Source organism: Singulisphaera sp. GP187, assembly GCF_900129635.1.
GTDB lineage: Bacteria > Planctomycetota > Planctomycetia > Isosphaerales > Isosphaeraceae > Singulisphaera.
Window position 1 is genome coordinate 1,501,551 of the sequence record NZ_FSRB01000001.1, and the last position, 24,611, is coordinate 1,526,161.

General features: G+C 62.4%; 18 protein-coding genes. 11 read left to right on the plus strand and 7 right to left on the minus strand.

What is annotated here, in order from left to right; translation table 11 throughout:
* Positions 1-178 precede the first annotated feature (178 nt).
* Positions 179-1,432, plus strand: a complete 1,254-nt coding sequence (locus BUS42_RS05905; protein WP_074306086.1) for an IS630 family transposase — start codon at positions 179-181, stop codon at positions 1,430-1,432.
* 590 nt (positions 1,433-2,022) lie between these two features.
* On the plus strand, positions 2,023-3,774 hold the full coding sequence (locus BUS42_RS05910; RefSeq protein WP_083670069.1) for an IS1634 family transposase: 1,752 nt from the start codon (positions 2,023-2,025) through the stop codon (positions 3,772-3,774).
* A gap of 216 nt (positions 3,775-3,990) precedes the next feature.
* Here the strand turns inward: BUS42_RS05910 and BUS42_RS05915 are convergent, their stop codons facing one another.
* The 3 genes from BUS42_RS05915 to BUS42_RS05925 form a co-directional block, all read right to left on the minus strand.
* Positions 3,991-5,997 (minus strand): hypothetical protein, encoded by a 2,007-nt coding sequence (locus BUS42_RS05915; protein WP_074306090.1) that lies wholly within the window; start codon positions 5,995-5,997, stop codon positions 3,991-3,993.
* Between the two features lie 521 nt (positions 5,998-6,518).
* Complete coding sequence (gene purB / locus BUS42_RS05920; protein WP_074306092.1) at positions 6,519-7,949, minus strand: adenylosuccinate lyase; 1,431 nt, start codon at positions 7,947-7,949, stop codon at positions 6,519-6,521.
* A 142-nt stretch (positions 7,950-8,091) separates the two neighbouring features.
* Positions 8,092-9,321, minus strand: a complete 1,230-nt coding sequence (locus BUS42_RS05925) for a Glu/Leu/Phe/Val family dehydrogenase (protein ID WP_074306094.1) — start codon at positions 9,319-9,321, stop codon at positions 8,092-8,094.
* Positions 9,322-9,357: 36 nt separating this feature from the next.
* On the opposite strand from BUS42_RS05925, the gene BUS42_RS43510 reads away from it, so the two are divergent.
* From BUS42_RS43510 to BUS42_RS05935, 3 genes are read left to right on the plus strand one after another with little or no spacing between them, the layout of a single operon-like run.
* Entirely contained in the window at positions 9,358-9,510 is a 153-nt protein-coding gene (locus BUS42_RS43510; protein ID WP_159452173.1) for a hypothetical protein, read from the plus strand.
* Positions 9,507-10,310, plus strand: a complete 804-nt coding sequence (locus BUS42_RS05930; RefSeq protein WP_074306096.1) for a creatininase family protein — start codon at positions 9,507-9,509, stop codon at positions 10,308-10,310. The genes BUS42_RS43510 and BUS42_RS05930 overlap by 4 nt, the downstream gene beginning before the upstream one ends.
* A gap of 10 nt (positions 10,311-10,320) precedes the next feature.
* Complete coding sequence (locus BUS42_RS05935; RefSeq protein ID WP_074306098.1) at positions 10,321-11,301, plus strand: copper-binding protein; 981 nt, start codon at positions 10,321-10,323, stop codon at positions 11,299-11,301.
* Positions 11,302-11,344: 43 nt separating this feature from the next.
* On the opposite strand, the gene BUS42_RS05940 is transcribed toward BUS42_RS05935, so the two are convergent.
* A complete protein-coding gene (locus BUS42_RS05940; protein WP_254053330.1) occupies positions 11,345-12,043 on the minus strand; it encodes a hypothetical protein in 699 nt (232 codons plus the stop codon).
* A gap of 650 nt (positions 12,044-12,693) precedes the next feature.
* On the opposite strand from BUS42_RS05940, the gene BUS42_RS05945 reads away from it, so the two are divergent.
* Complete coding sequence (locus BUS42_RS05945) at positions 12,694-13,062, plus strand: ArsR/SmtB family transcription factor (RefSeq protein WP_074306101.1); 369 nt, start codon at positions 12,694-12,696, stop codon at positions 13,060-13,062.
* A 112-nt stretch (positions 13,063-13,174) separates the two neighbouring features.
* Here BUS42_RS05945 and BUS42_RS05950 read toward each other — a convergent pair whose 3' ends face one another.
* Positions 13,175-14,668, minus strand: a complete 1,494-nt coding sequence (locus BUS42_RS05950) for a TolC family protein (protein ID WP_254053331.1) — start codon at positions 14,666-14,668, stop codon at positions 13,175-13,177.
* 535 nt (positions 14,669-15,203) lie between these two features.
* Between BUS42_RS05950 and BUS42_RS05955 the strand changes: the two genes are divergently transcribed.
* On the plus strand, positions 15,204-16,271 hold the full coding sequence (locus BUS42_RS05955; RefSeq protein WP_083670070.1) for a DUF1501 domain-containing protein: 1,068 nt from the start codon (positions 15,204-15,206) through the stop codon (positions 16,269-16,271).
* 128 nt (positions 16,272-16,399) lie between these two features.
* Here the strand turns inward: BUS42_RS05955 and BUS42_RS05960 are convergent, their stop codons facing one another.
* Together BUS42_RS05960 and BUS42_RS05965 are read right to left on the minus strand one after the other, a co-directional pair.
* Complete coding sequence (locus tag BUS42_RS05960) at positions 16,400-17,845, minus strand: c-type cytochrome domain-containing protein (RefSeq protein WP_074306105.1); 1,446 nt, start codon at positions 17,843-17,845, stop codon at positions 16,400-16,402.
* 73 nt (positions 17,846-17,918) lie between these two features.
* Positions 17,919-20,252 (minus strand): hypothetical protein, encoded by a 2,334-nt coding sequence (locus BUS42_RS05965; protein WP_074306107.1) that lies wholly within the window; start codon positions 20,250-20,252, stop codon positions 17,919-17,921.
* Between the two features lie 272 nt (positions 20,253-20,524).
* On the opposite strand from BUS42_RS05965, the gene BUS42_RS44785 reads away from it, so the two are divergent.
* From BUS42_RS44785 to BUS42_RS05980, 4 genes are all read left to right on the plus strand, one after another.
* Complete coding sequence (locus BUS42_RS44785) at positions 20,525-21,415, plus strand: molybdopterin-dependent oxidoreductase (protein WP_254053332.1); 891 nt, start codon at positions 20,525-20,527, stop codon at positions 21,413-21,415.
* Positions 21,412-22,635 carry a molybdopterin-containing oxidoreductase family protein gene (locus tag BUS42_RS44790; RefSeq protein ID WP_410001676.1) on the plus strand — a complete coding sequence of 408 codons (1,224 nt, stop codon included), beginning with the start codon at positions 21,412-21,414 and terminating at the stop codon, positions 22,633-22,635. The genes BUS42_RS44785 and BUS42_RS44790 overlap by 4 nt, the downstream gene beginning before the upstream one ends.
* 41 nt (positions 22,636-22,676) lie before the next feature.
* The gene (locus BUS42_RS05975; RefSeq protein WP_074306109.1) at positions 22,677-22,982 is read left to right on the plus strand and encodes a glutaredoxin family protein; all 306 of its coding nucleotides are present in this window, start codon (positions 22,677-22,679) and stop codon (positions 22,980-22,982) included.
* Positions 22,983-23,252: 270 nt separating this feature from the next.
* On the plus strand, positions 23,253-24,197 hold the full coding sequence (locus tag BUS42_RS05980; protein WP_074306111.1) for an Ig-like domain-containing protein: 945 nt from the start codon (positions 23,253-23,255) through the stop codon (positions 24,195-24,197).
* Positions 24,198-24,611 lie beyond the last annotated feature (414 nt).

Here is a 24,611-nt window from a genome sequence, read left to right on the forward strand (position 1 = left end):
GGAACGTACCCGCCTTAGGTGCCTGGCCATTGTCGCCGCGCTGAATCTGCCGAGCCGCCACTCCGGACGGGACGTCAATACTAGACCGACTTTTCGTATTCGATAGCCCAAGGGGTTGACGAACACCCCAAAATTACCTGGATGGACTAACTTACCAGCCACCAGGAGTTCACACGTCATGCCGGGCCAGGCGGCCAAGATCACCATTACCGAGTGCCAGCAGGAAATCCTTCGGACTTTGTCCCGTGCCACCACGGCACCCTCGCGACTCCGGCAACGCGCCTCGATCATCCTGATGGGCTTCGACGGCCTTCGCAATCAAGAGATCGCCGAGGCGGTCGGTCTGGTCCACCGCCAGGTCGGACGCTGGCGACGACGCTGGGCCAACGCTTGGGAGAAACTGATCAACATCGAATGCTGCGAGACTCGCGCCAAACTGCGCCATGCGATTGAAGCCGTCCTCACCGACGAACCACGCCCCGGCGCCCCCAGCAAGTTCACCCCAGAGCAGGTCACCCAGATCTTGGCGATCGCTTGTGAGCCGCCTGAGAAGTCGGGCCGACCGATCACCCACTGGACCGCTCGGGAACTGGCCGATGAGGTCGTCAAACGCGGCATTGTGGTATCGATCTCATCGTCCCAGGTGAGCCGTTACCTGGATGAGGCCGCCTTGCAGCCCCACAAGAGCCGGTATTGGCTCAACACCACGGAGAAGGATCCTCAACGTTTTGAGGAGCAAGTCAAGACGGTCTGTGACACGTACCTCATGGCGTCGGAGCGGGAGCGGAACGATGCGACCCACACCGTTTGCATTGATGAGATGACCGGTCTCCAGGCGCTGGAGCGGATCGCTCCCACCAAGGGGATGATCGCAGAGAAGTGCGAACGGATCGAGTTTGAGTATATCCGACACGGGACGTTATGCCTGATCGGCAACTTCGAAGTAACGACCGGAAAGATGCTCACTCAAACGATTGGCCCGACGCGAACCGAGGCGGACTTCGTCCGTCACATCGAGCAGACGTTGACTCTGGACCCGGAGGGATCGTGGGTATTTATAGCGGACAACTTGAACATTCATTGCACGGAAAGCCTGGTGAATCAGATTGCCGTGGCGTGTGAAATCCCCCTGGAATTGGGCAAAAAAGGTAAACGTGGGGTGCTGAAGTCGGTGGCGAGCCGGCAAGCGTTCTTGTCGGACACAAGTCATCGGATTCGATTTGTATATCTTCCGAAGCACAGCTCGTGGCTGAACCAGATCGAGGTGATCTTCGGAGTGATCATGCGAAAGGTGATTCGTCGCGGTTCGTTCACGTCGGTGAATGATCTGCAATCAAAGCTGTTGAACTTCCTTACCTATTTCAACAAGGTATTCGCGAAGCCGTTTCGCTGGACCTACACGGGTCGTCCGCTGATGAAGTCAGCGGCGTAAAAACAGAGAAGATGGGAGGCCCCGGGATGTTGGCCTCTTCATTAGCCTTCAAAAACGAAAAGTCGGTCTAGCTGCGTCCCCGTTTTTGCACTTCTAGAGGTGAGTGCAAATTGAGTACTGATAGCTGTGGTTTTTAAACGAGTCCAAATCTTAGATCCTACGTTCCGCACATCTCGCCTGCAATTTCTCGGAATTTCTACATCCTGTAATTTCTAGCATGCGTTGACGTGTTGGCTCCCGCGACCCGCTCCTGCCATGATCTCCGCCACTGACTTGCTCACATCACGCCTCCTCGTCCCGCCAACCCATCGGGATCGTTCCCCATCGATTCTTCGCTTGTTTCCCATGCAAGGCAATGTCCCAACCGTTCCCTGCCTCCTTTCGGTGTCAAACTTGAGGATTCGCTTTTGACGTAAGTCTTGCGGGCCTAGACTTACGTAAAGGCGTAATTATTTCTGGAATTCTGCAAAATTTTCCACCTTGACCCGCTCGACTCTCGGACAATCATGCCGACGGGAATCACGACCCGACGTCCGTCGCCAATCGAGGGCACGTCGAGGACGATTTGATCCCTCCCGAGGCCATGGTCCATGCCAGAACAAAAACGACCGCGCCAGCCGAATCCCGCTCCCGAGCTCAGTCCCGGCGAGGCGGCCCACACCGGCGGTCAGTCCCTCAAGTCCTTCCGGCTCGGCGCCCTTCCCATCCTCGATCGGATCATCCGCCGACTCCGACTTGATGAATTCCTCCGCGAATACCTTCCTCCCGAGGATGCCCGCCAAAAGATCGCCACCTCCACCGGCCTACTTCTCTTGCTCAAGAACCTCCTCGTCTCCCGTGAACCCATGTATGGCGTCGGCCAATGGGCGAGTCGACACCCCGCCGAATGGTTCGCTCTGACCCCGGCCCAACTGCCCCACTGGAACGACGACCGCGTCGGACGTTGTCTCGACCGACTCTTCGACGCCAATGTCCCCTCGCTCACCCTGGCCGTCGCCACCCATGCCGTGGCGGAGTTCAACGTCGCGTTGGACGAACTCCATAACGACTCGACCACAATCACCTTCCACGGCGACTATCGCGAGGCGGCCCAAGAGGACCTGATGCGTGGCCAGAAGACCCAGGCCATTACCTGGGGGCACAACAAGGATCATCGCCCCGACCTCAAGCAACTGCTCTACGTCCTGACCGTCACTCGCGATGGCGGCGTACCGGTTCACTTCCGCGTCGAAAGCGGCAATACCACCGACGACCGCACTCATCGTGCCACCTGGGACCTGCTGTGCCAGTTGACCGGGCGACGGGACTTTCTGTATGTGGCCGACTGCAAGCTCGCTACCGCCGAGAACATGGCTTACCTGCATCAGCACGGCGGCCGATTCCTGAGCATCCTGCCTCGTACCCGCTCCGAAGATGGCGAATTCCGCGCGTTGTTGTACCAGGACCAGGTGACCTGGAAGCCGATCCATGAGAAGCGGGATGAGAAGGGAGTTCTCCTGGAACGCTACAGCGTGGCCGAGACGGCGACCCTCAGTGCCGAGGGCTACCGTCTGATCTGGTGTCACAGCACACGGAAGGCGGAAGTCGACGCGTCATCACGTCATCAGCAAGTGGAGCGTGCATTGCTGGCGTTGTCGGAACTGCGGTTAAAACTCAGCTCGCCGCGTAGCCGCTATCGCCAACTCGGGAAGGTCAAGGAGGCGGTCGCGGCCATCCTGGAGGCGCGGGACTTGGCCCGGTGGATCACGGTCGAAGTCGTGGAAAAACGGGAGGAAACTTACCGTCAGGAGCGGCGTGGCCGTCCCAATGACCAGACGCGCTACGTGAAAGAGGAGACCGTTCGCATCGCATTGACTTACCGCATCGACCATGTTGCTCTCGCGGCGGAGATGTGCGTCGACGGTGTCTTTCCCCTAGTCACCAACGAGTTATTGCTTACTGAGGAAGAATTGCTATTAGCATACAAGCGTCAGCCGGTAATCGAGAAGCGGTTCTCCCAACTCAAGACAGACTTTGATGTGGCGCCTGTGTACCTGCAGAACGTGGGGCGAATCCAGTCGCTGCTTTGCGTCTATTTCTTGGCCCTGTTGACCGAGGCGCTGCTGGAGCGGGAACTGCGTGCGGCGATGAAACGCGATGGTGTGAAGAGCGTGGCTCTGTACCCGGAAGGTCGAGCGTGCCATCGCCCGACGGCCCGTCGGGTGATTGATTTGTTCGAGGAGGTGCAGCGTCATCAGCTGATCGTGGAGGGGCAAACGCCGGTGGAATTCACGACCGAGCTCTCCAAGTTGCAACGCCAGATTCTGAACCTGCTTGGCATGGCGACGGCCTACGATCGCTGAAATTGCAGGCCGCCGGAAATTCGGAGATAATGAACCAGAGATGTGCGGAACGTAGGTTAGATAGTACCGTGTTCGTCCGAAATTTAACAATCCAGTTCCTTCGATTACCATCGAGGCGAATTCAAAGGGGTCAGGAGCCGATATGGCCATATCGGCTCCTGACCCCTTTGAATTCGCCAATCCCTTCCACTTGAGAACGCTACACGTTTGCCTGGCTCATTCAGGGGCTGCATCCGCATCGGTGGATGGCTTTGGCACCGGTTGGAACGCAAATGAGTCAAAGAACTCGCGGGCAGCACCGCCGGTCACGTCGTTCTTGCTGGCCGTGACGGAAAGCTCGTAGAGCCAGTTTCCGATGACGGCGGTTTTGACTCGCAGTTGCATTGGTTTCAGCACGGGCGCATCGATATCGTACTCTTGCGCGGGGCGAGCCGCGAGCAGGGTGTCGCGCAGGTTGCGAGGCTGGGAGCCGCGCTCCTCAGCGACGACGGAGCGAGCCGCGTCCAGGACACGCTCGGGACGATCGTTTCGGAGGGCATCGGCAAGGAGGAGAACGCGGATCTCATAGGTGATTCCATCGGCGGTGCATTTCCAGACGTGGCTTGCGTCGGCCCCAAGGATGCCAGGCTTGCTCTTGTGTTCGGCCCCGACGGGGATGTTGACCTTCCAGCGGCCGTCCTGATTCGTACCTCCCACGAAGTGCCAGCCGGGAAATCCAATCTGGAGGTCATTGCTCATGACGATGGTCGCGTTGTGCGCGCGGTTCCGTTTCAGTTGGTTGAGCGGAACGTAGGGGAATTCGCTCCATTGCGTGAGATGGTCTCCCAGCGCTACGTATTGCACCTCCGCCTCGCGAAAGTGGCCGCTCAGGTAGCAGAACGTCGCGAACTTGCTCCGGGCGACGTCGTCGACCGGGTGATGCTTCAAGTATTCATGGTAGACGGACTGGATATCGGCCCAGACCGCGGGCACCGCCAGGTACTTGGGCTGGTTCTCGCCGCCGAGCTTGGAAGCGATCCGCCAGTGCGCGTCGGCGACCAGGAGAGTGATTCCGGTCCGCGAGTTCTTTGTGTCGCGGCAGGCGCGTCCGAAGGCGAGCATGTCCTCGGCCGAGCCGTGCCACTTGGGATCGAGCCAGTCGAGCTTGGACCAGCAGGTCGTGCGGTCGTCGCCGTTCAGCTTCATGGCACGCTCGAACCAGAGTTCCATCGTGGCACGATCGCCGCTGACCGACTTGTCGATTTCCAGAAGCCTTCGCGCCACCTCGCCCGAAGTGGGCTGAAGTTTCCAGGCGTCCTGGTAGGCCTCCTGGGCGACCGCAAGCCGCTTCTCCAGCGTATCAAAGCCCCCCGCGGGAACCCTTGGAGCGAACGATTGGGTGCGGGCTTCCCAGCCATAATTGAACCAGAAATTGCCGCGGTAGATGAGTCGGAGGACCTTCGCGCCAGCCACCCGGGCCAGTCCGGCATCCACTCGCTCGTAGGCAGCCTCCGCGGGGACGTCGAGCGTGCGGTAGCCCCTGGTCAACTCGATCAGTGTGTTGAGCCAGTTCGCTTCCCAGATCTCGTTGTGCTCATCGCTGGCTACACTTTCCTCGAGCAGGGCCAGCGCGGCGTCGAAGTCGCGCTGGGCCTCTTTGCGATTCGAGTCGCCCGGGTTCTCACCGGACAGAGCCATGCCTCCACTGAAGCGCAGGGCCACCGCGCGACGCATGGCCGGATAACGGCTGGCCGCGAGCCCCTGGGCGGCAGCCCGGGCACGGCGAAGTCCCTCCTCCGGGCCGGGATCATTCGCCCCGACCGACGTCCGGGCATAGAGATACGCCACCATCGGGTCGTCGCAACCGGCCTCCACGGCGGCCCTGGCCGCCGGGTACACGTCGTCGAAGGTGACCTGAGGGTCGACCTCACCGCTGAACGTCCGCGCGGCCAGATCCAACGTCTTGCGGGCCAGCTCGTCCCAGCGCGGGTCTTTCTTGCCGACCCGATCATACGCCTCCTGGAGCGTCCGGCGGTTCCATGCCAGCAGATCGTGCCGTTGCTTTTCTAACGCCGTGGCATCCTGAGGAATCGGTGTGCTCGGCTTGGCCTCGGCCTCGTCCACCGTAGCCGCTGCGAGCACCGCGGCTTGCTGGAACTGCCTCCGCTGGTACCGGGCACGAACGCCTACCATCACAGCGAAAGCGACCAGGAGAGTCAGGCCGATGACCAGCACGCGTCGCATGGCAGGGAGCCTCATGAGTCTGATGTGCTAATGGTCGCCCGCGGCAAGCTCAAGGCGAGAGATCATGATAGCTTAGATGATACCATTGAATTTATCTACGCGCGCAAGGCTACGATCCTTGCCTCCTGCAGAGACGGACCCGTTCGTGGTGAGAAGGGGAAACCAAGTTCCGGTGTTCCGGCCGTATTCCTGCCGCGGATTACCTCCACGATGCACACAGCGAAGGAAAAAGGGGACTGGCTCGCGGCCCAGCGTGGGAGACGAAAAGGTGTCAGGAACCGTTGTTCCCGCTCTTCGGCCTCCCCAGGGGACGGAACGCCGACACCAAGCCTGAACGAGACGCCGGCTCCGACTGCCAGGCCGCCGACTCGTACGGTCGGCCACGGCGTACGCTCTGAAGCAACGCCTCTTACTCAACGGCCGTCAGCGGCGCGTTGCCCCGGGCCGTCCCATCGGGGGCCGTGCCACCGGCCAGGGCCTCAAGGGAGGCCCGGGGAAAAATCAAAGGGGACGGGGCGAATTTAGACGTCGACGTCGCGCTTCTGGCCGAGCAGATTCGGATGGGCGCGGCGGATCGGTTCGACTTCGTTGGTCACGAAATCCACCACCTGCTCGGGGGCGCGGCCGACGAATCGGAGCGGGTCGAGCAGGGTCTCGAAGTCGAGTTTGGCGAACGCCGGGTCGTTGCGCAGGCGGTCGATGAGATCGTTGTCACCGGCCCCTTCCTTGAGCCGAGCGGCGGCGGCCAGGGAGTGGATCCGGACTCGTTCGTGGAGCTCCTGGCGGTCGCCCCCTGCCTGGACCCCGGCCATGAGGAGGTTCTCGGTGGCCATGAACGGCAGCTCATCGCGGACGTGTCGGCCGATGATGGCGGGATGGACCACGAACCCGGGAACCACGTTGAGGTAGAGGTTCAGAACGGCGTCGACGGCGAGGAAGGCCTGCGGCAGGACCAACCGTCGCACCGCGCTATCGTCGAGGGTGCGTTCCAGCCACTGGGTGGCGGCCGTTTGCCCGGCGATGGGAGCCAGGCCCATCGCGAATCGAGCGATCGAGCACATCCGCTCGGCCCGCATCGGATTTCGCTTGTAGGCCATGGCCGAGGAACCGATCTGCTCGGCCTCGAACGGCTCGTCCAGTTCGCGCTCGTGGGCAAGGAGCCGAAGGTCCGACCCGAACCGATGCGCGGTCTCGGCGATGCCGGCGAGCGCGGCGGTCGCTTGGGAGTCGACCTTTCGGGTGTACGTCTGCCCCGAGACCGGGACCGAACCGTCGAACCCGAACGCCGCGGCGACTCTTCGATCCAACTCCTCGACCTTCGCGTGATCGCCGTCGAAGAGCGCGAGGAAACTGGCCTGGGTGCCGGTCGTTCCCTTCACTCCCAAGAACCTCAAGGCCGCGATCCGCCGTTCGATTTCGTGGTAGTCGAGAATCAGCTCATAGCACCAGAGCGTGGCGCGCTTGCCCACGGTCACGAGCTGGGCGGGCTGGAAGTGGGTGTAACCGAGGCAGGGGAGATCCTTCCAGCGCACCGCAAATTCGGCCAGGCCGTCGATCGCGCCCACGAGTTGATCGCGGATCAGGCTCAGGCCCTCGCGGATCAGGATCAGGTCCGTATTGTCGGTGACAAAACAGCTGGTTGCGCCCAGATGGATGATCGCCCGTGCCGAGGGCGCGGCATCGCCCAGGGTGTGGACGTGCGCCATGACGTCGTGCCTGAGGCGTTTCTCGTGCTTACGGGCGGCCTCGAAATCAATCTGGTCGACGTTCGCCCGAAGCTCGGCGATCTGAGCCTCGGACACGTTCAGGCCGAGTGCGCGCTCGGCTTCGGCCAGGGCGACCCAGAGCCGGCGCCAGGTCGAGAACTTGCGTTGTGACGACCAGAGTTCGGCCATCTCCCGGCTTGCGTAGCGTGTGATCAGGGGATTCTGATAAACGTGATGATCGTTCATGGCGCTTTTTGGGGAATGGAGTCGCTTCGAGAGTCGAGTTCGAGGGTCAGCAAATCTGAAAAAAAAACACGAGTGGGGACGTAGTGGTAGTCCACCCGGGTGCGCCTGAGCTGCTGGAGTTCGATCGTTTTGGGGTTCGGGCTCAAATGCCGCCGAGGACGCGCGCCCGGCCGACCCGGGAGATGGCCAGCATGAACGCGGCGGTGCGCAACGAGACCGACTTGCGGTGGGCGAGCTCGTAGATCTTGGTGAAACTTTCGACGAGGCGGCTCTCCTCCTCGCGGCGTACCTGATCGAGCGACCAGCGGAAGTGCTGAAGGTTCTGCACCCACTCAAAGTAGCTGACGATGACGCCGCCGGCATTGGCGAGAATATCGGGGACCACGATAATCCCGCGATCGTGGAAAATGGCATCGGCATCAGGCCAGGTGGGGCCGTTGGCCGCCTCGATGATCAGCTTGGCCTGCACCGCCTGGGCCATCTTGGCGTCAAAAACGCCACCGAGGGCGGCCGGGATCAGGACGTCGACCGGCATCGTGAGCAGATGTTCGTTGGTGCTCGGATCTCCGCCCTTGAACCCAACAACCTTACGATGGAGGGCGACGTGCTTGTTGAGGGCGTCGATGTCGATGCCTTCGACGTTGACGATCGCGCCGTAGGCGTCGGAGACGGAGACGATCTTTCCCCCTTGCTCGTGGAGGAAGTTCGCCGTGTGACTGCCGACATTGCCGTACCCTTGGATGGCGAACGTGGTCCCGGCGATCGTCTGCTTCAAGCGGCTCAGCATTTCGCGGGTGACGATGGCGACGCCATAGCCGGTGGCAGCCTCGCGTCCGGCCGAGCCGTGAAATTCGACCGGCTTGCCGGTCACGCAGGCGGGATGGAAACCATGATACTTCGCATATTCGTTCATGATCCAGGCCATAACCTGCGCGTCGGTGCCGACGTCGGGGGCTGGGATGTCTTTATCGGGGCCGATAAAGTCGTGGATCTGCTGAACAAATTTGCGGGTGAGTCGTTCAAGCTCGCCGCGGGAGAGCTTGTTCGGGTCGCAGTTGATTCCCCCTTTGCCGCCTCCGAACGGGAGGTCGACGACCGCGGTCTTCCAGGTCATCAGGCTGGCCAGCGATCGGGCCTCGTCCTGATCGACGTGGGGATGATAGCGCAGTCCCCCTTTGAACGGTCCGCGCGCATTGTCGTGCTGGACCCGGTAGCCGATGAAGTTGCCGATCTGACCTGAATCCATCTCGATGGTCACCTCGACGCGGAGTTCGCGGTCCGGGGTGATCATCAAGGTGCGCATATTGTCAGTCAGGTCCAGTACCGACGCGGCCTGGTCAAAATAGAGGTTCGTGGCTTCGAAGGCTTGCATCGGACGGCCAACCCACGGTTTATTGGAACTATAGCGGTGGCAACGACCAGCACCGATCGTACCGGACTGGCCGTGGGGTCCGCAATGGCACTGGAGACGACCGAGGAGAAGGTCCGAAGGCCGATCGCCTGGCGCTGCGCGTCGGCGAGCGATCCGGCTTCCGACCCGATCCCGAAGCGGAAATCATGATACGTCCCTGGGTACTCGCTGACCTGAACTACGGAATCATCAAAGCGCAACCCCCCTTCGATCTTGCCGTCCTCCCCCTGGGAGCGACCGAACCGCACAACCTCCACCTGCCGTACGGGACCGACACCCTCCAAGTCAACCTGATTGGTGAACGCGCGTGCGAACGTGCCCACCAACAGGGGGCTCGCGTCGTCCTCTTGCCAGCGATTCCGTATGGCACCGAGACGAATCAGATGCGGTTCCCGATGGCGATGAACCTGAACCCGTCCACGGTCGCGCGGGTGATCACCGACCTGGTGGAGTCGCTGGCGGCCCACGGGATCCGTAAGTGTCTCTTGCTCAACGGCCATGGTGGGAACGACCTGAAGTGGGTGCTCCGGGAACTCCATCGGACCACACCGGTTCATCTCTTCCTGTGCCATTGGTACAAGGTTGCGGCGGACCGGTACAAGCTGATCTTCGAAGACGCGGGGGACCACGCGGGCGAGATGGAGACGAGCATGATCCTCGCCCACCATCCCGATCTCGTGGCCATGGATCAGGCCGATCCGGGAACGATGCAGCCGTCTCGGTTCGAGTCGGTCAATCAGGGCTGGATGGAGATCACCCGCGCCTGGCACCTGCTGACCACGAACTCAGGGGCGGGCGACCCTCGGCCGGCCACCGCGGCCAAGGGGCAAGAGTTGACCGAGCTCGTCGTCGAGCGCCTCGCGGTCGCGCTCGAGGAAATCGCCAAGAGCCCCGTCGACGAAACGTTCCCATTCCGCACCACACCGACGCGCGGTCCCGTCTCCTCGTGAGTTTATCGTCATGAACCGATTTCTGATTCTCCGCCTCACCCTCGTCGCCGCGCTCGGGATGTCGGCCGGTTGTACGTCGCGAACGCCCTCGAGCACGGAACCGCCCCGTGCGACCGAGCCGGTCAAGTCTCCCTCCCCGACCCTCACCCATTACAAGTTGACGGGCGTCGTGAAGCGGGTCACGCCCAAGTCCGGTCAGGTGGTCATTGCACATGAATCCATTCCAGGTTTCATGAATGCAATGACGATGCCATTCACCTTGAAAGATCATGCGCTGCTTGACGATCTCCAGCCGGGCGATGAGGTCGAGGGGGACCTGCAAGTCGAGAAGGAGGGGGAGGTCGTGAAGGACTACGAGTTGACCGGGTTGGTGGTCAGCCGGCCCGCCTTGGCGACGCCGAAGACGCTGACCCTGTCCATGAAGAATCTGACGATTCGCGAGGCGCCGAAGCGTTTGGAACCGGGGGATCTGGTCCCTGACTTCGTGGTGACGACCCAGGATGGGCGTCCCCTGAAGCTCTCGGAATTGCGCGGTAATATCGTGGCGCTGACATTTATTTACACGCGTTGTCCACTCCCGGACTTTTGTCCGTTGATGGATCGGAAGTTCGCCGAGCTCGCCGGCAAGCTCGCCGCGTCACCTGAGCGTTCGAGTCGTGTTCGCCTACTCTCGATCAGCTTCGATCCCGAGCACGATACCCCGGAGGTGCTTCGCAAGCATGCGGAGATCCAGGGGGCAAAACCGCCGCTCTGGACGTTTGCGGTCGCTTCGCATGACGAACTCGCCAAGGTGGCCGGGCCGCTCGGCTTGACGTACGGCCCGACCTCGACCGAGATCATTCACAACCTCTGTACCGCTGTGATTGACTCGGAAGGGCGGCTGGCGCGGATCGAGGTGGGGAACGCGGTGAAGAACCTGCAGGTCTCGGAGCTCCTGAAGTTCATCGCCCCCTTGGTCCCGGCCGCGACCGAGTCGACTCCGAAGTCATGACCGGCGGGGCGACCAGCGCCGCTTTTGGATTGGGACCTCCCGGTTAGTGCCCCGTCGTATTGAGGTCGGCGTTCTTGAGGATGCCATTGGTCCCGCTCGTGTAGATGAGCGCGCGGACCGTGACGGTTGCCGTTCCTTGGCTCAGAACCCCGGGCGAGCGACGGCCGCTCGGCGAGTAGCGGATGTTGACGGTTCCCACGGCGAGGGCGGAAGCGTAAGAACCACCGCTCTCTTCTGACTTGATATCGTAAATCGTGAGGTGGATGGGCCGACCGGCCGAGTCCAGGTCGGTCGCGCGATCGGCGACGAATTGGAGACCGAGCGAGCTGTTGGTGCTGGTATTGCGATCGAACATGGTCATCGAGCCACCGAGCGGCTGCGTGGGATCGGCAGGCGTGATGACTGCCAATTGGGTGTTTCCATGCAGGAACTGGTTCGATCCGCCATTCCCTCGGATGTAGAGTTGCTGCGTTTCGCTGCTGAATCGACCGGGGCCGACCGTGAACGGCCCCACGAACTTGGCGACGAACCGTTGGCGGGCGGCTTCATGGGGGGTGGGCTGACCGGTGGGGAAAAACAACGGGTTCGGCGGAATTGTCGAGGGGTCGATTCCGGCCTGGGCCACGACTGCGGCGTGGTGCGGTCGGGAACGGGTCACCAGGCCGGCCGCCGACAGCAGCAGACGCGCTTCGATCCCTTCGACGGCGGGCCGGAAGCCAACCCGGTTGCGACGCATCATCATCTCCCTCCTTTGAAGCTCCGGCCGGTCGCCGGTTGCGAATGGAATTGAGACCTCATGTCATCGCGGCAAAGGCACAGATGCGGGTATGCTCCGTCATCGCGCCCAACGCCTTCGCCAAATCTGCGTTCGCCGCGATGCCAGGCGGCTCACCCTCACTGAGTGCATGAGCGTATGACTGCCTTATGAATCGGAGCCGAGGCCGGACTCGTTGGAGAGACCACTTGCGGAATCGCTGGCTCGCGTTACACTTATCGCATTCTCTTATTCGCACGCGCGATCATGGCGGAATGTCCGTAATGCTTCGTCGCTGTCATTTTCGCTGAAAACGACGAATCAAAATTCATAACGATTGCAAATTTCGGTCGGCTAAGTAAAAAATGAAGTTAAATGTCCTCAATCACCAAAGTTGTCATAAATTTTACCTAGGCACTGACATTAGATAGTCTACGATAAGAATTGAGAACGACGTTGTTCTCCCGGTTCGGTCGTTGGTGTTTCACTTCTTCCCCCCCTCTCGGTTTTTTTGAAACACCGTTCCTCTGGGACGCGTACGTTTCGCTGTTCTCTCGGTTTTTCCGAACGCCTCGGGTGGGATAATCCACCGATTCCTCGTTTTCACATCCGCATACCCAGGGCAGGAGTTCACTCTCATGGCGACCAAGACCAATCCCAAGCTCGCACCCACCAAGACCGCCGCGACCAAGACTGCTGCGACCAAGGCGAAACCGGTCAAGACGGTGGACCAGCGGTTCCAGCAGGCTCGTCGAGCCTCGATTTTGCTGAAGCATGTGAGCGATCCCACGCGACTTCAGGTCATCCTGATCCTTGCCGATGGCGAGCGACACGTGGGGGCGTTGTGCGAACAGTTGAACCAGAGCCAGCCCGCCGTCAGTCATCACTTGGCCCTGCTTCGGCACGGTGGGATCATCGCCCCCCGTCGCCAAGGCAAGAACAATTTCTACAGCTTGACCGACACCGGGGCTGCCCTGGCCAAGGTCGTCAAGAACTTGATGGCCTGATGCGTGAGCGGGGCGTTTGTTTTGAGTGAAGTCACTGGGAACTGCGGGGCGGACCACTTCGATTCGCCACGCGGTTTTCCCGGTCCGAGCGTGCTTCCGGGGTGGCTCGGGCTCACGGCAAGACCCGATGACCGATCGCGGTATTCAGCGCCAGCATGCTGCGACGGTGTCGGACCATGGTATCGAGGTATTGTTTCACCAGGTCGTTGTAGTCGCGCTGGGCACTCAGGTAGTAGGTCACATCCTTTTCGCCACCGAGGAAGAGGCGACGCGAGTCGCTGAGCACCATCTCGGCGTCGGGGAGGACGTCTTTCTCGATCTTCCGCACCATCTCGAGCGAGGTTTGATACTCCTGGTAGGCCTGAGCGACTTCGGTCAGCGTCTGACGTTCAACGGTTGCCAGTTGAACCTGGGTCTGGATCACGTTGAGCTTCGCCCGCTGGATGCCCCCCTGGTTGCGGTTAAAGATCGTCAGGGGAGCGGTGACCCCCAACGCCCAGGAGGTTGGGCTTTTCAGGCCGTTCGGCGCGTTGTTCTGAAGCGTATAGGGCTGGTAGAGCACGTAGATGTCGGAATAGCGATTCGCCAGGGCGAGCTTCACGTCGGCCTCGGCGCGGTGGATTCCCAGGCGGTACGACACGATGTCGGGGCGGACATTCAGCGCGAGCCGATTGAGTTCTTCCAGCGGGGGAGGGGGGGAGAACTTGTCGAAGATCGTACCGTGGATCTCAAGCGATTCGACCTCGGCGGGGGAAAGATTCAGAATCGTCCCCAGGGTCCGCTTGGTCTTGCGATATTGCTCCTCCGCGTCGAGCAGGCCGATCTTCGCGGAATCGCGCTGGATCTCCACCCGCTTGACCTCGGCCCGGGTCGTGACTTCCTTCTGAAATTTCTTTTGCTCAACTTCGAGGAGCCGGTCGAGTCCCTCGACACTCTTGCTGGCATAACGAATCGTCTGTCGCGAGGCGAGGACGTCGAGGAACGCCTGGTAGAGTTCGTCGATCCGCATTCGGACCGCGTCTTGATAGAGCGCTTCGAGCACCCGCTTGGCTCGCGTTGCGACCACGACCCGCGCCCTTCGTTTCCGAGAGACGTCGAGCGGGTAGGTGACGTTGACGTCGTATTGCGTCTGTCCCCCTGGACGGGACCGGGTGAACTGTCCGTAAGGGACCAACTGGCTGTCGGCGTAGAAGATCGGATTGGCGCGGAGGCCGGCCTGGAGGATGTCGGCCTGCGCTTGGGGAATCTCGAAAAACTTGGCGCGAAGGTCGAGGTTCTCCCGCAACGCCCGGTCGATGGCGGCATCAAGGGTCATTCCGTCGGGGGGGCCTTCGTCTTCCAACACCTCGGGAAGCGACAGCGACCCATAGAACGGCGCTTCGGGAGTGGGCTTCGGCCTGGGGGCGCTGATTCCCATCTGAAGCGACGTTGGCGAAGGCGATTGCGTTGGATCGGTGGCGGAAGTCGGGATTCGAGGCGTGGACGCCCCGGGACGTCCTCCGAGAATCTGTCCTTGATCGCCGGGACTGTTGCCGCCCAGGCCGCCGCCTCCCGACCCCGGGGCGTCGGGGAGCATCGACTCTCGCGAACCCGGCTGGGCCGGCATCCCCCCATCGATCGTCGGGCCCTGGGCTCGCGACTCGCGAACGCCCCCCCACAGACAACTCCGAGAAGTAGACTCCAACGCAGGACGTGATGTCTCATGATCCCGGTTACCCTCCTTGGCTCTGACCCGTTGCATTCGCCGGGCAATCAGTCCCAGCGCGGGGGGATCGCAGGCTCCGCTGCGTTCGATCCTTCCTACATATCGACGCTTTTGGAAAGACGATCTACTCTAGATTGCCGGAATTGCCCAAGCATCGTAAATTCGTCAGGACCCCGATAATCCTGATAATCCGACCACGGCCAGTGGCGAGCGATCGGTTGTCATGGCTGTTGCGGACCCAACCGTGGGTGTATCTTAGGACGCGTCGCGAGACGATCCACCGCCGGTTCGGTTTTCCAGGGCAATAAGGGCGGATTCTATGCTCACGTTTGGAAATGGGCTAATCAGGGCAGATTCAGGTCTGACGCGCCGCGCGCTGCTTCGGGCAGGGGGGGGCGGAGCGTTGGCGTTTTCCTGTCCCGATCTGCGTCGGGCGATGGCTGCCGGGGCAGGAGGCGAGCGGGCGGTGATCCTCTTGATGCTGGTCGGTGGGCCGAGCCAGCTCGAGACCTGGGATCCCAAGCCCGATGCGCCGGCCGAGGTTCGTGGGCCGTTCGGTTCGATCGCCACCGCCGTGCCAGGCGTACGGATCAATGAACATTTGCCCCGGTTGGCACAACGGTTGGATCGACTGACGCTGATTCGCTCGATGCATCACGACGCTGCGCCGATCCACGAGACCGGCCACCAGTTGCTCCAGACCGGCCGGCTCTGCCGCCATGGGGAGGAGCATCCGCACTTCGGCTCGGTCGTGGCGAGGGTGACCAAGCCCAAGAGCGGCGTGCCGCCGTTTGTGGTCGTGCCCGGTCCGATCGGCCATACGGGGGTCAACGTGTCGCACGGCCAGACGGCCGGCGCCCTCGGGCGTGGCTTTGAACCGATCCACCTTCGGTCAGAGCGTTCGTCGACCGAACTCGGAGCGTTCGACTTGAGTGGAGAGCGCGCTTCGGTGCGCGAGTCGTACGGTCCGACTCGATTTGGGCAAGGCTGTTTGCTTGCCAGGCGTCTGGTGGAGTCGGGCGTCCGGGTCGTTGCGGTGAACATGTTCGAAACCGTGTTTAACCGAATCAGTTGGGATTGCCACGGGTCGAGGCCATTCAGCACGCTTGACGACTACGCGGCTGAGGTCTTGCCGACGCTCGACCAGGCGTTCTCGGCATTGCTCGACGACCTCCAGCAGCGCGGACTTCTCGAGACGACGCTGGTGGTCGCGACCGGCGAGTTCGGCCGGACCCCACGGCTCAATGCCGCCGGAGGTCGCGACCATTGGCCGAGCGTCTGGAGTGCAGTCCTCGCGGGCGGAGGCACCCAAGGCGGCCAGGTGATTGGGGCAAGCGATAAGATTGCCTCCACCCCGTCCGATCGGCCGGTACAGCCAGGCGAGTTGGTCGCGACCATGTACCGGAGCCTTGGGATCGACTCCCGGCGGTCTCTCGACCTGGGGCAAGGGGAGTCCTTGGCATTGGTCGAGGGAGCGGAACCGATCGCGGAGGCGTTCGCTTGAGGCTCTCGGCCCCGGAATGAATCAACCCACGAAGCGTCCCGGAACCAACGAGGGCCAGGGTGGCGGAAAACCGCCACCCTGGCCCTGTCGCTTTTGCCTTCGACCGCCGAATTTTCCTGTGAGAAGTTTTACTTGGCGGCTGCCTGGACATTGGCGGCCGGCTTGTAACCTGGCGCGGCAATGATCGTCTTCTCGAGCTTGCCGTCCGCCAAGTTCCAGAGGCGGACTTCGCCATCCCAGCTTCCCGACGCGACGGTCTTGCCGTCGGGCGAGATGGCGAAGGTATAGATCCAGTCGGTATGCCCGGCGAGTGAGCGTACGGCCGCCTTGTTCTCGGTGTTGAAGACGCGAACGGTCTTGTCGGAGCCGCAGGCAAGGATTTGCTTACCGTCGGGTGTAAACTGAAGCCGGAACACCGGGCCGCCGAATCCACCGATTTGGCCGATTTGCTTGCCGTCCTCGTCAGGGGCCCAGAATCGGATGAGGTTGTCTTCTCCGCCGCTGTAGACGTGCTTGCCGTCGGGATGAAACGCGACGGTGTAGACGGTCTGGGCATGGCCGGGGAAGGTGACGATCGACTCCTTCTTGACGACGTCGAAGACCTTGCTGGTCTTATCACGGCTCGCGCTCACGAGTCGCTTGCCGTCGGGGCTGAAGGCGATGTCGAGAATCCAGTCGGCATGGTCTTCGATCACCGCGAGTTCCTTGCCCGACTCCACCTCCCAGATCCGGATGGCGCGATCCGCGCCGGCGGCGGCGAGGAGCTTGCTATCGGGGCTGAAGGCGACCGCGAAGACGCAATCGATGCTTTCGAGGAGGTCGCGAACGGGCTTCCCTCCTCCATTCGGTTCCGCGAGCCAAAGCTTGACCGCCCCGAACTGACCGGGGTCGCCGCTGGCCGTTGCCATCCACTTGCCGTCGGGGCTGAACGCGACTTCGTAGACGCGTTCGGCCAACCCGGTGAGACGGCGGTCGAGGGCCCCGTCCCCGGTCTTCCAGAGCGTGATCTCATGATAACCTGACGCTGCGATCACCTGGCTGTCGGGGCTGAACGCGAGCGCCGTGATCGCGACCGGGATGGGATACGCTTCCGGGATCACGATGGGTGTGTTCTTGCGAAGCACGGCGGTCCAATCTTCCGTGGGCGCTCCGCCGTCGTACTTGCCCCCCTCCTTGACCCATCGTTCGATGAGCGTCACCTTCTCCGCGGCCAACGGTTCTTGTTTGTAGGGCATCCGCGGCGAGCCGTCGGGGCGAATCAGCTCGACCAGGAAACTCGCGTCCGGATCGCCGGGTTCGAGGGTGATCCCGTCCCCCTGCTGGCCCCCTTTGGCCAACTGGGCGAACGTGGTCATGTTGTACTTGCTCTCCGACTTTTTCGGATTGTGGCAGGCGATGCAATTCTGGACGAAGATCGGTGCAACGTCCTTCATGAAGCTGACCGGTGCCGCTCCGGTTGCGGGCGCAGCCGGTGTCGGTGCCGTGGCCGCTTTCGGAGCGTCGTCCCCAAAAGCCGGAATGCTCAGCGCGAGCCCCAAGGCGAAGGAGAGACCGATCGGGCGAAGTCGAGGCATCGCGAGGCTCCTATTGGCAGCACGAATCAAAGGGAGGAGGGCGGGATCAAATCCAGGCACGAGCGGTCTTTTTTTACTTCGCGATCACTTTCACGGCGAGCGGAACGGCCGGCGTGGGATAGTCTTTCTTGTTGATCTGAAACGCGATCGTGACGTTGGCCGTTGCCTGAGCTACGGCCGCCTTCTCGTCGGCAATCACCGGGATGGTGAAGTCCGACTGGTCGGGCGTGAGTGTCACCGGATCAGCCTTCAAGCCGGCGGGGAGACCGTTGACCTTGACCGTCACCGGTTCCTTGAACGGACCCTTGCGAACGACCTTTCCCTTCAGCTCGATCGTCGATCCGGCCTTGGCTTCGAGCGCCGGGGCGGCCAGTTCCAAGGCAGCGGGTCGGACCACATTCAGCGTAATCGCCGGGATCGCGAAGGTGTGCTCGACCTTGTCGAACGTCCCTTTGGCGATCAAGCCGATCGTCATCGCGCCCAGCGGTGTTTCCACGGCCGCATTGACCGGCACGCTCGCTTCGTTGGCCTTGGCGGCGACCTTCGCGGCCGGAACGGCGAGGCCAGGAGGCAAGGGGAGGGGGGTAACCGCCAATTCCGCGTCGGCCCCAGTCGTTCGCGTCAACTTGAGCGGTGCCGCCGCTCCGAATCCGTGAACCACCTCGATCGGTTCGGCCGGCGCATCGAGCGTCAGAACTTTCGGCAACGCCGGGGCCGCGGCCAGCCCGACCTGGGCGACGACGTAGGTGGGCAAGGTCCCTTGCTGGGCGAACATGAGGTCTTTCTTGGCCGCGACGACGATCGGGCCGGTCGGTCCTTGTCCTTGCCCGACCACGTTGAGCGAGACCGCGCCGAAGCTGACGTCCGCGCTGGCCAGGACCGAGAAGGCGCCGACGGCTTGGCCGTCGGCCACAGTCCCGGGTCGGACGGTCAGGCCCGCGGGGGGATTGGCGATACTTAGGGTGATCGGCCCGTTGAAGCCCACCCGTTTCACGGTCACGCCGACCAGCGCCGAGCTTCCCTTGGGGATGCTGATCTGAGAATCGTTCAACGCGATCTCGAAGGTCGGAGTGACCGGCTCCACCGTGATGCGATAGGGGAATCCGACGCCCCCTCGAGACTCCAGGTCTCGGAGCGCCAGGGTGATCTCGGTCGTGTTCGCTGGGACGGTGAAGTTCAGCGAGGGATCGGGTGAGATGATCCCGGCCGCCTTCCCTTTCTTCCCCCCTTGGGGCGGGATCGTCGTGTCGTCCGCGGTGGCCAGGACCGCGTCTTTGGCGCCGAGGACTTGGAGCACACCGTCAAGAGCCGAGCCGTTTTCGGCCGCGTCCACCTCGATCTTGAGCACCTGTCCGGGGGTGACGGCCAGGCTGAAGCGATCTTCGTCGCCCGCCGGGTCGATCCGGCCATTGAGGACGACCGGGGCCGTCGCGCGAAGCGGGGTTGACGCAGAGGTCGCATCGGTCGGCTCGCGGAGCTCCGGAAACAGGCTCACGTCCATGGGGGGGAGCGACTCCACCTCGAGCGGAGCCGCGCCGGGAGCGGCGCCCCCGCTCGCCCGGATCTGGTAGACCTCGCCGTCAGGCTGTCGATTCACCGTGGCAGCAACGACGCCGATGCCGGGCAAGGTTCCACCGCGGAGCTCAAAGCCGACGGTCTCTCCGTTCCTCCCTCCGATTGGGTAGATCTCCTCGGCCATTGGCACGGCGCCGAGGACGAGTCGATAGACGGGCCGTCCTCCCCCTTGATAGCGGGAGTCAGAGATCTCGACGAGATAATCGGTGTCTTCGGGAAGGAGGACGGCCATCCGGGCATCGGTGACCAGGCCGGCCGAGTCATCGGCCGAGGCCACGTACTTCCCGGCGGCCGTCGTCAGACGGATCGACGGATCGACGCTCGACCCGATCCGTGAGCACTGGGCGTCGACCACAATGTGCTGCCCCTTCTTGCCGGGGAAGCGGTAGAAGTCAACGTCATTGCCCGCCACCTGGCCTTCGATGACCACGGGAGCCACGATCGCCTGCGCGGTGGCCAACGTGCTATTGTCTTCTTTCTCGGCAACCTGCGGAAGCTGGCCGACCGAGAAGAGAAATGAGTTCGAGAGACCATCATCGGTGCGCACCCGGATCGGATAAGTGCCGATGGGAGTCTCGGGAGCCACCGTGACTTTGAGCTTCCAGTTGGCCGCATCCGAACCCGGTGTTTCAGACGGAGTCAGCACGAACGGGAACGGGGCGATCAACTCGGGATGGCCCGCGAGGTTTCCTCCCGTGATCGTGACCTCGGAAACGACGCCCTTTTGAACGCCAAAGGGGCTTGTCCCTTTGATCTCAGGAGGCGCGGCCCAGGTTGGCACGCTCAGGGTCAGACCAATGAAGGCGGCAAGGCCGATGGGTTTGCGAACCATTGGGGAGGGTCTCCTTCGATCCGGACGCAAACCGGGGAACTCGGGCGGGCCTGGGTGTGTCCCCAGAAGGCGGGTCGTCCGCGGCGTGGCAGGTGTTAGCACTTTCGAAAGTCGCATGCCCCCGCGGCTTTGTCAAGCGGCTTGCGGATTCGCCTGGAAGCGGTCACCGATACGCTGGCACTGGCACTTCTTCCCGACTTTGCGACCGGTTTCGTACACTGATTGAGGACGATCCTCGCATTCGACGATTGATCCGCCGGAGTGCTTCGCCAATGACAACCGCGGCCGGTTCCCTGACCAAAAGTGTCTGCCATCTCGACTGCCCCGACACGTGCAGCATGCTTGTCACGGTGGAAGAGGGAGTGGCCGTTGATCTTCGCGGGGATCCCGAACACCCGTTCACTCGCGGCTTTCTCTGTCAGAAAATGGCTCGGTATCTCGATCGGGTGTATAGCCCGGATCGACTGCTCTCCCCATTGCATCGAGTTGGGCCGAAAGGGGCAGGACGATTCGAGCGGATCAGTTGGGAGGAAGCCCTCGGCGAGGTCGCCCGCCGTTTCGCGGAGATTGCAGGCTCGGCCGCCGGACCGCAGGCGATTTTGCCCTACAGTTATTACGGCACATTGGGAAAGCTTCAGGCGAGTAGCCTCGACCGCCGGTTCTTCCACAGGCTTGGGGCCACGATTCTCGATCGTACAATCTGCGCGACGGCCGGCACCAAGGGGTATGAATATACGCTGGGCCAAGGGCGGTTGGGCGCCGATCCCATGGCCGTGCCCGGCTGCCGTTTCATCGTCAACTGGGGCTCGAATACGGCCAATACCAACAGTCACCTCTGGAGCCTGATGATCCAGGCGCGGCGGAACGGGGCGACGATCGTGACGATCGACCCCTATCGCAGTCCGACCGCGGAGCGGTCCGACTGGCACATTCAGCCGCGGCCAGGGACGGATGCCGCGCTGGCGCTGGGGCTCATGCACGTGATCTGGCGCGACGGGCTTCAGGACGACGACTTTCTCGAACGCGGAACCGTGGGCGCGGATGAACTCCGGACTCGGGTTCTGACCGAGTATCCCCCGAGCGCGTGGTGGCGATCACCGGGGTCGATCGTCCGACGCTCGAGAGCCTGGCTCATCGCCTCGCACGGGAGCAACCGTCGTTGATCCGCCTGAATTACGGCCTCCAGCGCCACGGGGGAGGGGGGATGGCCGTGCGGACGATCGCCTGTCTGCCCGCCTTGATCGGCTCGTGGCGGCATCCCGGGGGCGGCGCCTTACTTTCCACCAGCGGCGCCTACGATTTTAACGCGAACCGGTTGACTTGCCCCGATCTCTCCCCGCCGGGGACGCGAACCATCAATATGAATCAGTTGGCCGAGGCCCTGGCCGGCGAACTCCCGGGGCCCCCGATTCAGGCTCTCTATGTTTATAATTGCAACCCCGCGGCGGTTGCGCCGAACCAGGCGAAAGTGGCGGAAGGCTTGCTCCGCGACGACCTCTTTACCGTGGTCCATGAACAGTTCCCGACCGACACGGTTGACTATGCCGATATCGTTCTGCCTGCGACGACCCAACTCGAGCATATCGATCTCCATGGGTCCTACGGTCATCATTTCGTGATGTATAATCCACCCGCAATTGCTCCCGTCGGAGAATGTCGATCCAATAACGACGTCTTCCGGGAGCTCGCGGCGCGGCTGGAATTTCCGCCTGAGTTGTTTCCTGACGATGAGGCGTTGATTCGGCAAGCGCTCGACGGGGGGCCCACGGTTCATGGGATTACACTCGAACGGCTCAAGGCTGAAGGTTCGATCCGGCTCAACCTGCCTGAACAGCACGTTCCCTTTGCTGAAGGACGGTTTCCGACCCCGTCGGGCAAGTGCGAGTTCTTTTCCGCGCGCATGGAACGCGAAGGACTCGACCCACTCCCCACCTATCTCCCGCCCCACGAAGATCCACAAACGCGCCCTGAACTCGCGGCGCGCTATCCGTTTCAACTCCTGAGTCCGCCTCGACCGCAGTTCTTGAACTCGACCTTCGTGAACGACCCACGTCATCGCGCGTTGGCGGCCGAGCCGACCATCGAGCTGTCAGCGGCCGACGCCGACCGCCTGGGCCTGGTCGAGGGGCAGTGGGTTGAGGTCTATAACGACCGGGGCCGGTTCCGCTCGCGCGTGGCGCTGACGGGGAAGGTCCGTCCGGGGGTGGCCGTTGCCACCGGAATCCACTGGAACAAGCTCAGTCCTGGTCGGACCAACGTCAACAGCACGACCTCCAGCGCCCTGGCCGACATGGGCGGGGGAGCGACCTTCTTCGATAACCTGGTCGCCATTCGCCCGTGGGTTGAGGGAAGTACGGAGGCGCTTTCGGCTCCCGTTGCGTGATTCCGAACGGCTTGATATTCCACAAGTGAGGTCCTGTTCCGATGCTTTCTCTTCTCGCACGCTGGCGGCGACCGCGGTTCAGACCCAACGTGGCCCATCTCCGGATCAGGCTCTATACGCGCGACCAATGTGGCTGTTGTCACAAGGCGCTCGACTTGTTGAAGGACTATCAGCGTCGCCTTCAATTTGCCCTGGAGGCGGTCGACATCGACGGCGATCCGGCCTTGAGGGAGCGATTCAACATCGAGGTTCCCGTGGTGGAGGTCGACGGCAAGGTTCGCTTCAAAGGCGTGATCAACCCGGTTCTGTTCGAGCGTCTGCTCGAAGCCGAAAGCCGAGGGAGCTAACGAGCGCCGGGGTGGGAGCGCTTCCGATCCTCGTTGCCGGTCGACGTGGCGAAGAAACAATCGCCGGGCATCGGAAATCGGCTGGCCAGACTTGAGACGATCTGGTAAGACGTGGGCCGGTCGAGGGGGACAACGACCCCGGACTTCAAATCTCTTGAGTTCTCCTCCAAGCTGAACTGCCGACATTCGACGGCCGTTGGCTCCAGACAGGCGTCTCGCCGAGCCTCGTCTGATGTTCCCTTCTCTCGGTGCCCGAAGGAGATCCGCGCGATGGACCGCCGCCGATTCGTTCCCTCTCCCGAAGGGCTGGAAGGGCGCGCCATGCTGAGCGTTTTCGGCACGGCCAATACCGCTCAGGCCAACGTGGCGCAGGAGGTCCCGGTTACGTTCCAACAGAAGGAACTGCGGATCGAGCACCTCCCGTTCTATCTCAGACAGTTGCAACCCAACCGTTTTCTGCCGGACGCGACGGTCCGACAGCTTCAGGACGACCTCCTGTCCATCGCGGGCCGGCTGCACAGGCCGAACCCGGCGACGCTCGAAGCGTTCAACTCGACGCTCCAGGACATTATCCCGAACGCCAGCCTGAGCGTCCCCGACGCCAAGACTTTGAGTCATGCGTTCCAGCGGGTTGTGGGGAGCACGGGGGCGACCGCCCAGCAGGTCGCTAACCTCACCCAGGACATGAACGACCTTGCCCGCGCCTCCTCGCAGAGTCCGCAGCCGGTCTTCCTGACGACAAACGACTATTCGCTCGTACTTCAGACGATTCTTGGCGTGGGGCGACCGATCCAGCGCCCGCCCGCTCCTGAACTCGCCTTGCAGGACGGCACGCGCGTGTCGAACGGGATCGGTAAGACCACCCTCCGCCAACCGCAATTTGTCGGGACCTACGGCGCTGGCTCGACGGTGGGAGATTTCGCCGGCAACACCGGCGGTGGTTTCAATAGTAACGGCGTGCGGGTCCAGATCATTGACGATCAAGGCACCGTATACGGCCAGTCGGTCGTCGACCCCACCACGGGCAACTACCGCGTCACGATCGGGACGCCTCTGGCCAATGGGGTGTACCGCTTCCACGCTCGAGCCGTGGATGCTCAGGGCCACGAGAGCCCGCCGAGTCAGGTTTACCTACTCAAGGTCATGAGCCGACCGGGGGAGAATGTCACCACCAGCATGGCGACACCCAAGGGGCCCCTCGCGGCCAGGAAATAACCGCGGATAACCACCTCGGCTGCCTTGCTCTGAAGTCCCGGAATGCGGACGCCTCGTCCGCTTTCCGGCGTCGTCAGACCGACTGTGTCCCAGGCCTCCGAGCTTGTACCCACCCCACAAGACACCTCCTCACACACACGCTCTCAGTGAAGGTACGGCCGGGCCGGATCTCTCCAAGCCGTCTTCGCACTCACGAGCGACTCACTCCTCGATCCCGCCTTCGACCCGAGCACGGATTCTTGGCCGTGGCAGGTCCGTCCGCTCAGCTTGGTCGATCGGTTTGTCTGCGCGGCCTCGGACTGCGCCCCTCAACGGAGAACCAGGGAACGCGTTTCTGGTGGCGACCGGCCGCCACCGCGCATGCCGCCCAGGGCAGGGCATTTGTCGAGCTTTCTAAAACGTGATCTAGAGTAC

Coding starts and splice junctions, on each gene's coding strand:
- BUS42_RS05905 (WP_074306086.1), top strand. CDS start 179: ATGCCGGGCCAGGCGGCCAAGATCACCATTACCGAGTGCCAGCAGGAA.
- BUS42_RS05910 (WP_083670069.1), top strand. CDS start 2,023: ATGCCAGAACAAAAACGACCGCGCCAGCCGAATCCCGCTCCCGAGCTC.
- BUS42_RS05915 (WP_074306090.1), bottom strand. CDS start 5,997: ATGCGACGCGTGCTGGTCATCGGCCTGACTCTCCTGGTCGCTTTCGCT.
- purB (WP_074306092.1), bottom strand. CDS start 7,949: ATGAACGATCATCACGTTTATCAGAATCCCCTGATCACACGCTACGCA.
- BUS42_RS05925 (WP_074306094.1), bottom strand. CDS start 9,321: ATGCAAGCCTTCGAAGCCACGAACCTCTATTTTGACCAGGCCGCGTCG.
- BUS42_RS05930 (WP_074306096.1), top strand. CDS start 9,507: ATGATACGTCCCTGGGTACTCGCTGACCTGAACTACGGAATCATCAAA.
- BUS42_RS05935 (WP_074306098.1), top strand. CDS start 10,321: ATGAACCGATTTCTGATTCTCCGCCTCACCCTCGTCGCCGCGCTCGGG.
- BUS42_RS05940 (WP_254053330.1), bottom strand. CDS start 12,043: ATGATGATGCGTCGCAACCGGGTTGGCTTCCGGCCCGCCGTCGAAGGG.
- BUS42_RS05945 (WP_074306101.1), top strand. CDS start 12,694: ATGGCGACCAAGACCAATCCCAAGCTCGCACCCACCAAGACCGCCGCG.
- BUS42_RS05950 (WP_254053331.1), bottom strand. CDS start 14,668: ATGCCGGCCCAGCCGGGTTCGCGAGAGTCGATGCTCCCCGACGCCCCG.
- BUS42_RS05955 (WP_083670070.1), top strand. CDS start 15,204: ATGGCTGCCGGGGCAGGAGGCGAGCGGGCGGTGATCCTCTTGATGCTG.
- BUS42_RS05960 (WP_074306105.1), bottom strand. CDS start 17,845: ATGCCTCGACTTCGCCCGATCGGTCTCTCCTTCGCCTTGGGGCTCGCG.
- BUS42_RS05965 (WP_074306107.1), bottom strand. CDS start 20,252: ATGGTTCGCAAACCCATCGGCCTTGCCGCCTTCATTGGTCTGACCCTG.
- BUS42_RS44785 (WP_254053332.1), top strand. CDS start 20,525: ATGACAACCGCGGCCGGTTCCCTGACCAAAAGTGTCTGCCATCTCGAC.
- BUS42_RS05975 (WP_074306109.1), top strand. CDS start 22,677: ATGCTTTCTCTTCTCGCACGCTGGCGGCGACCGCGGTTCAGACCCAAC.
- BUS42_RS05980 (WP_074306111.1), top strand. CDS start 23,253: ATGGACCGCCGCCGATTCGTTCCCTCTCCCGAAGGGCTGGAAGGGCGC.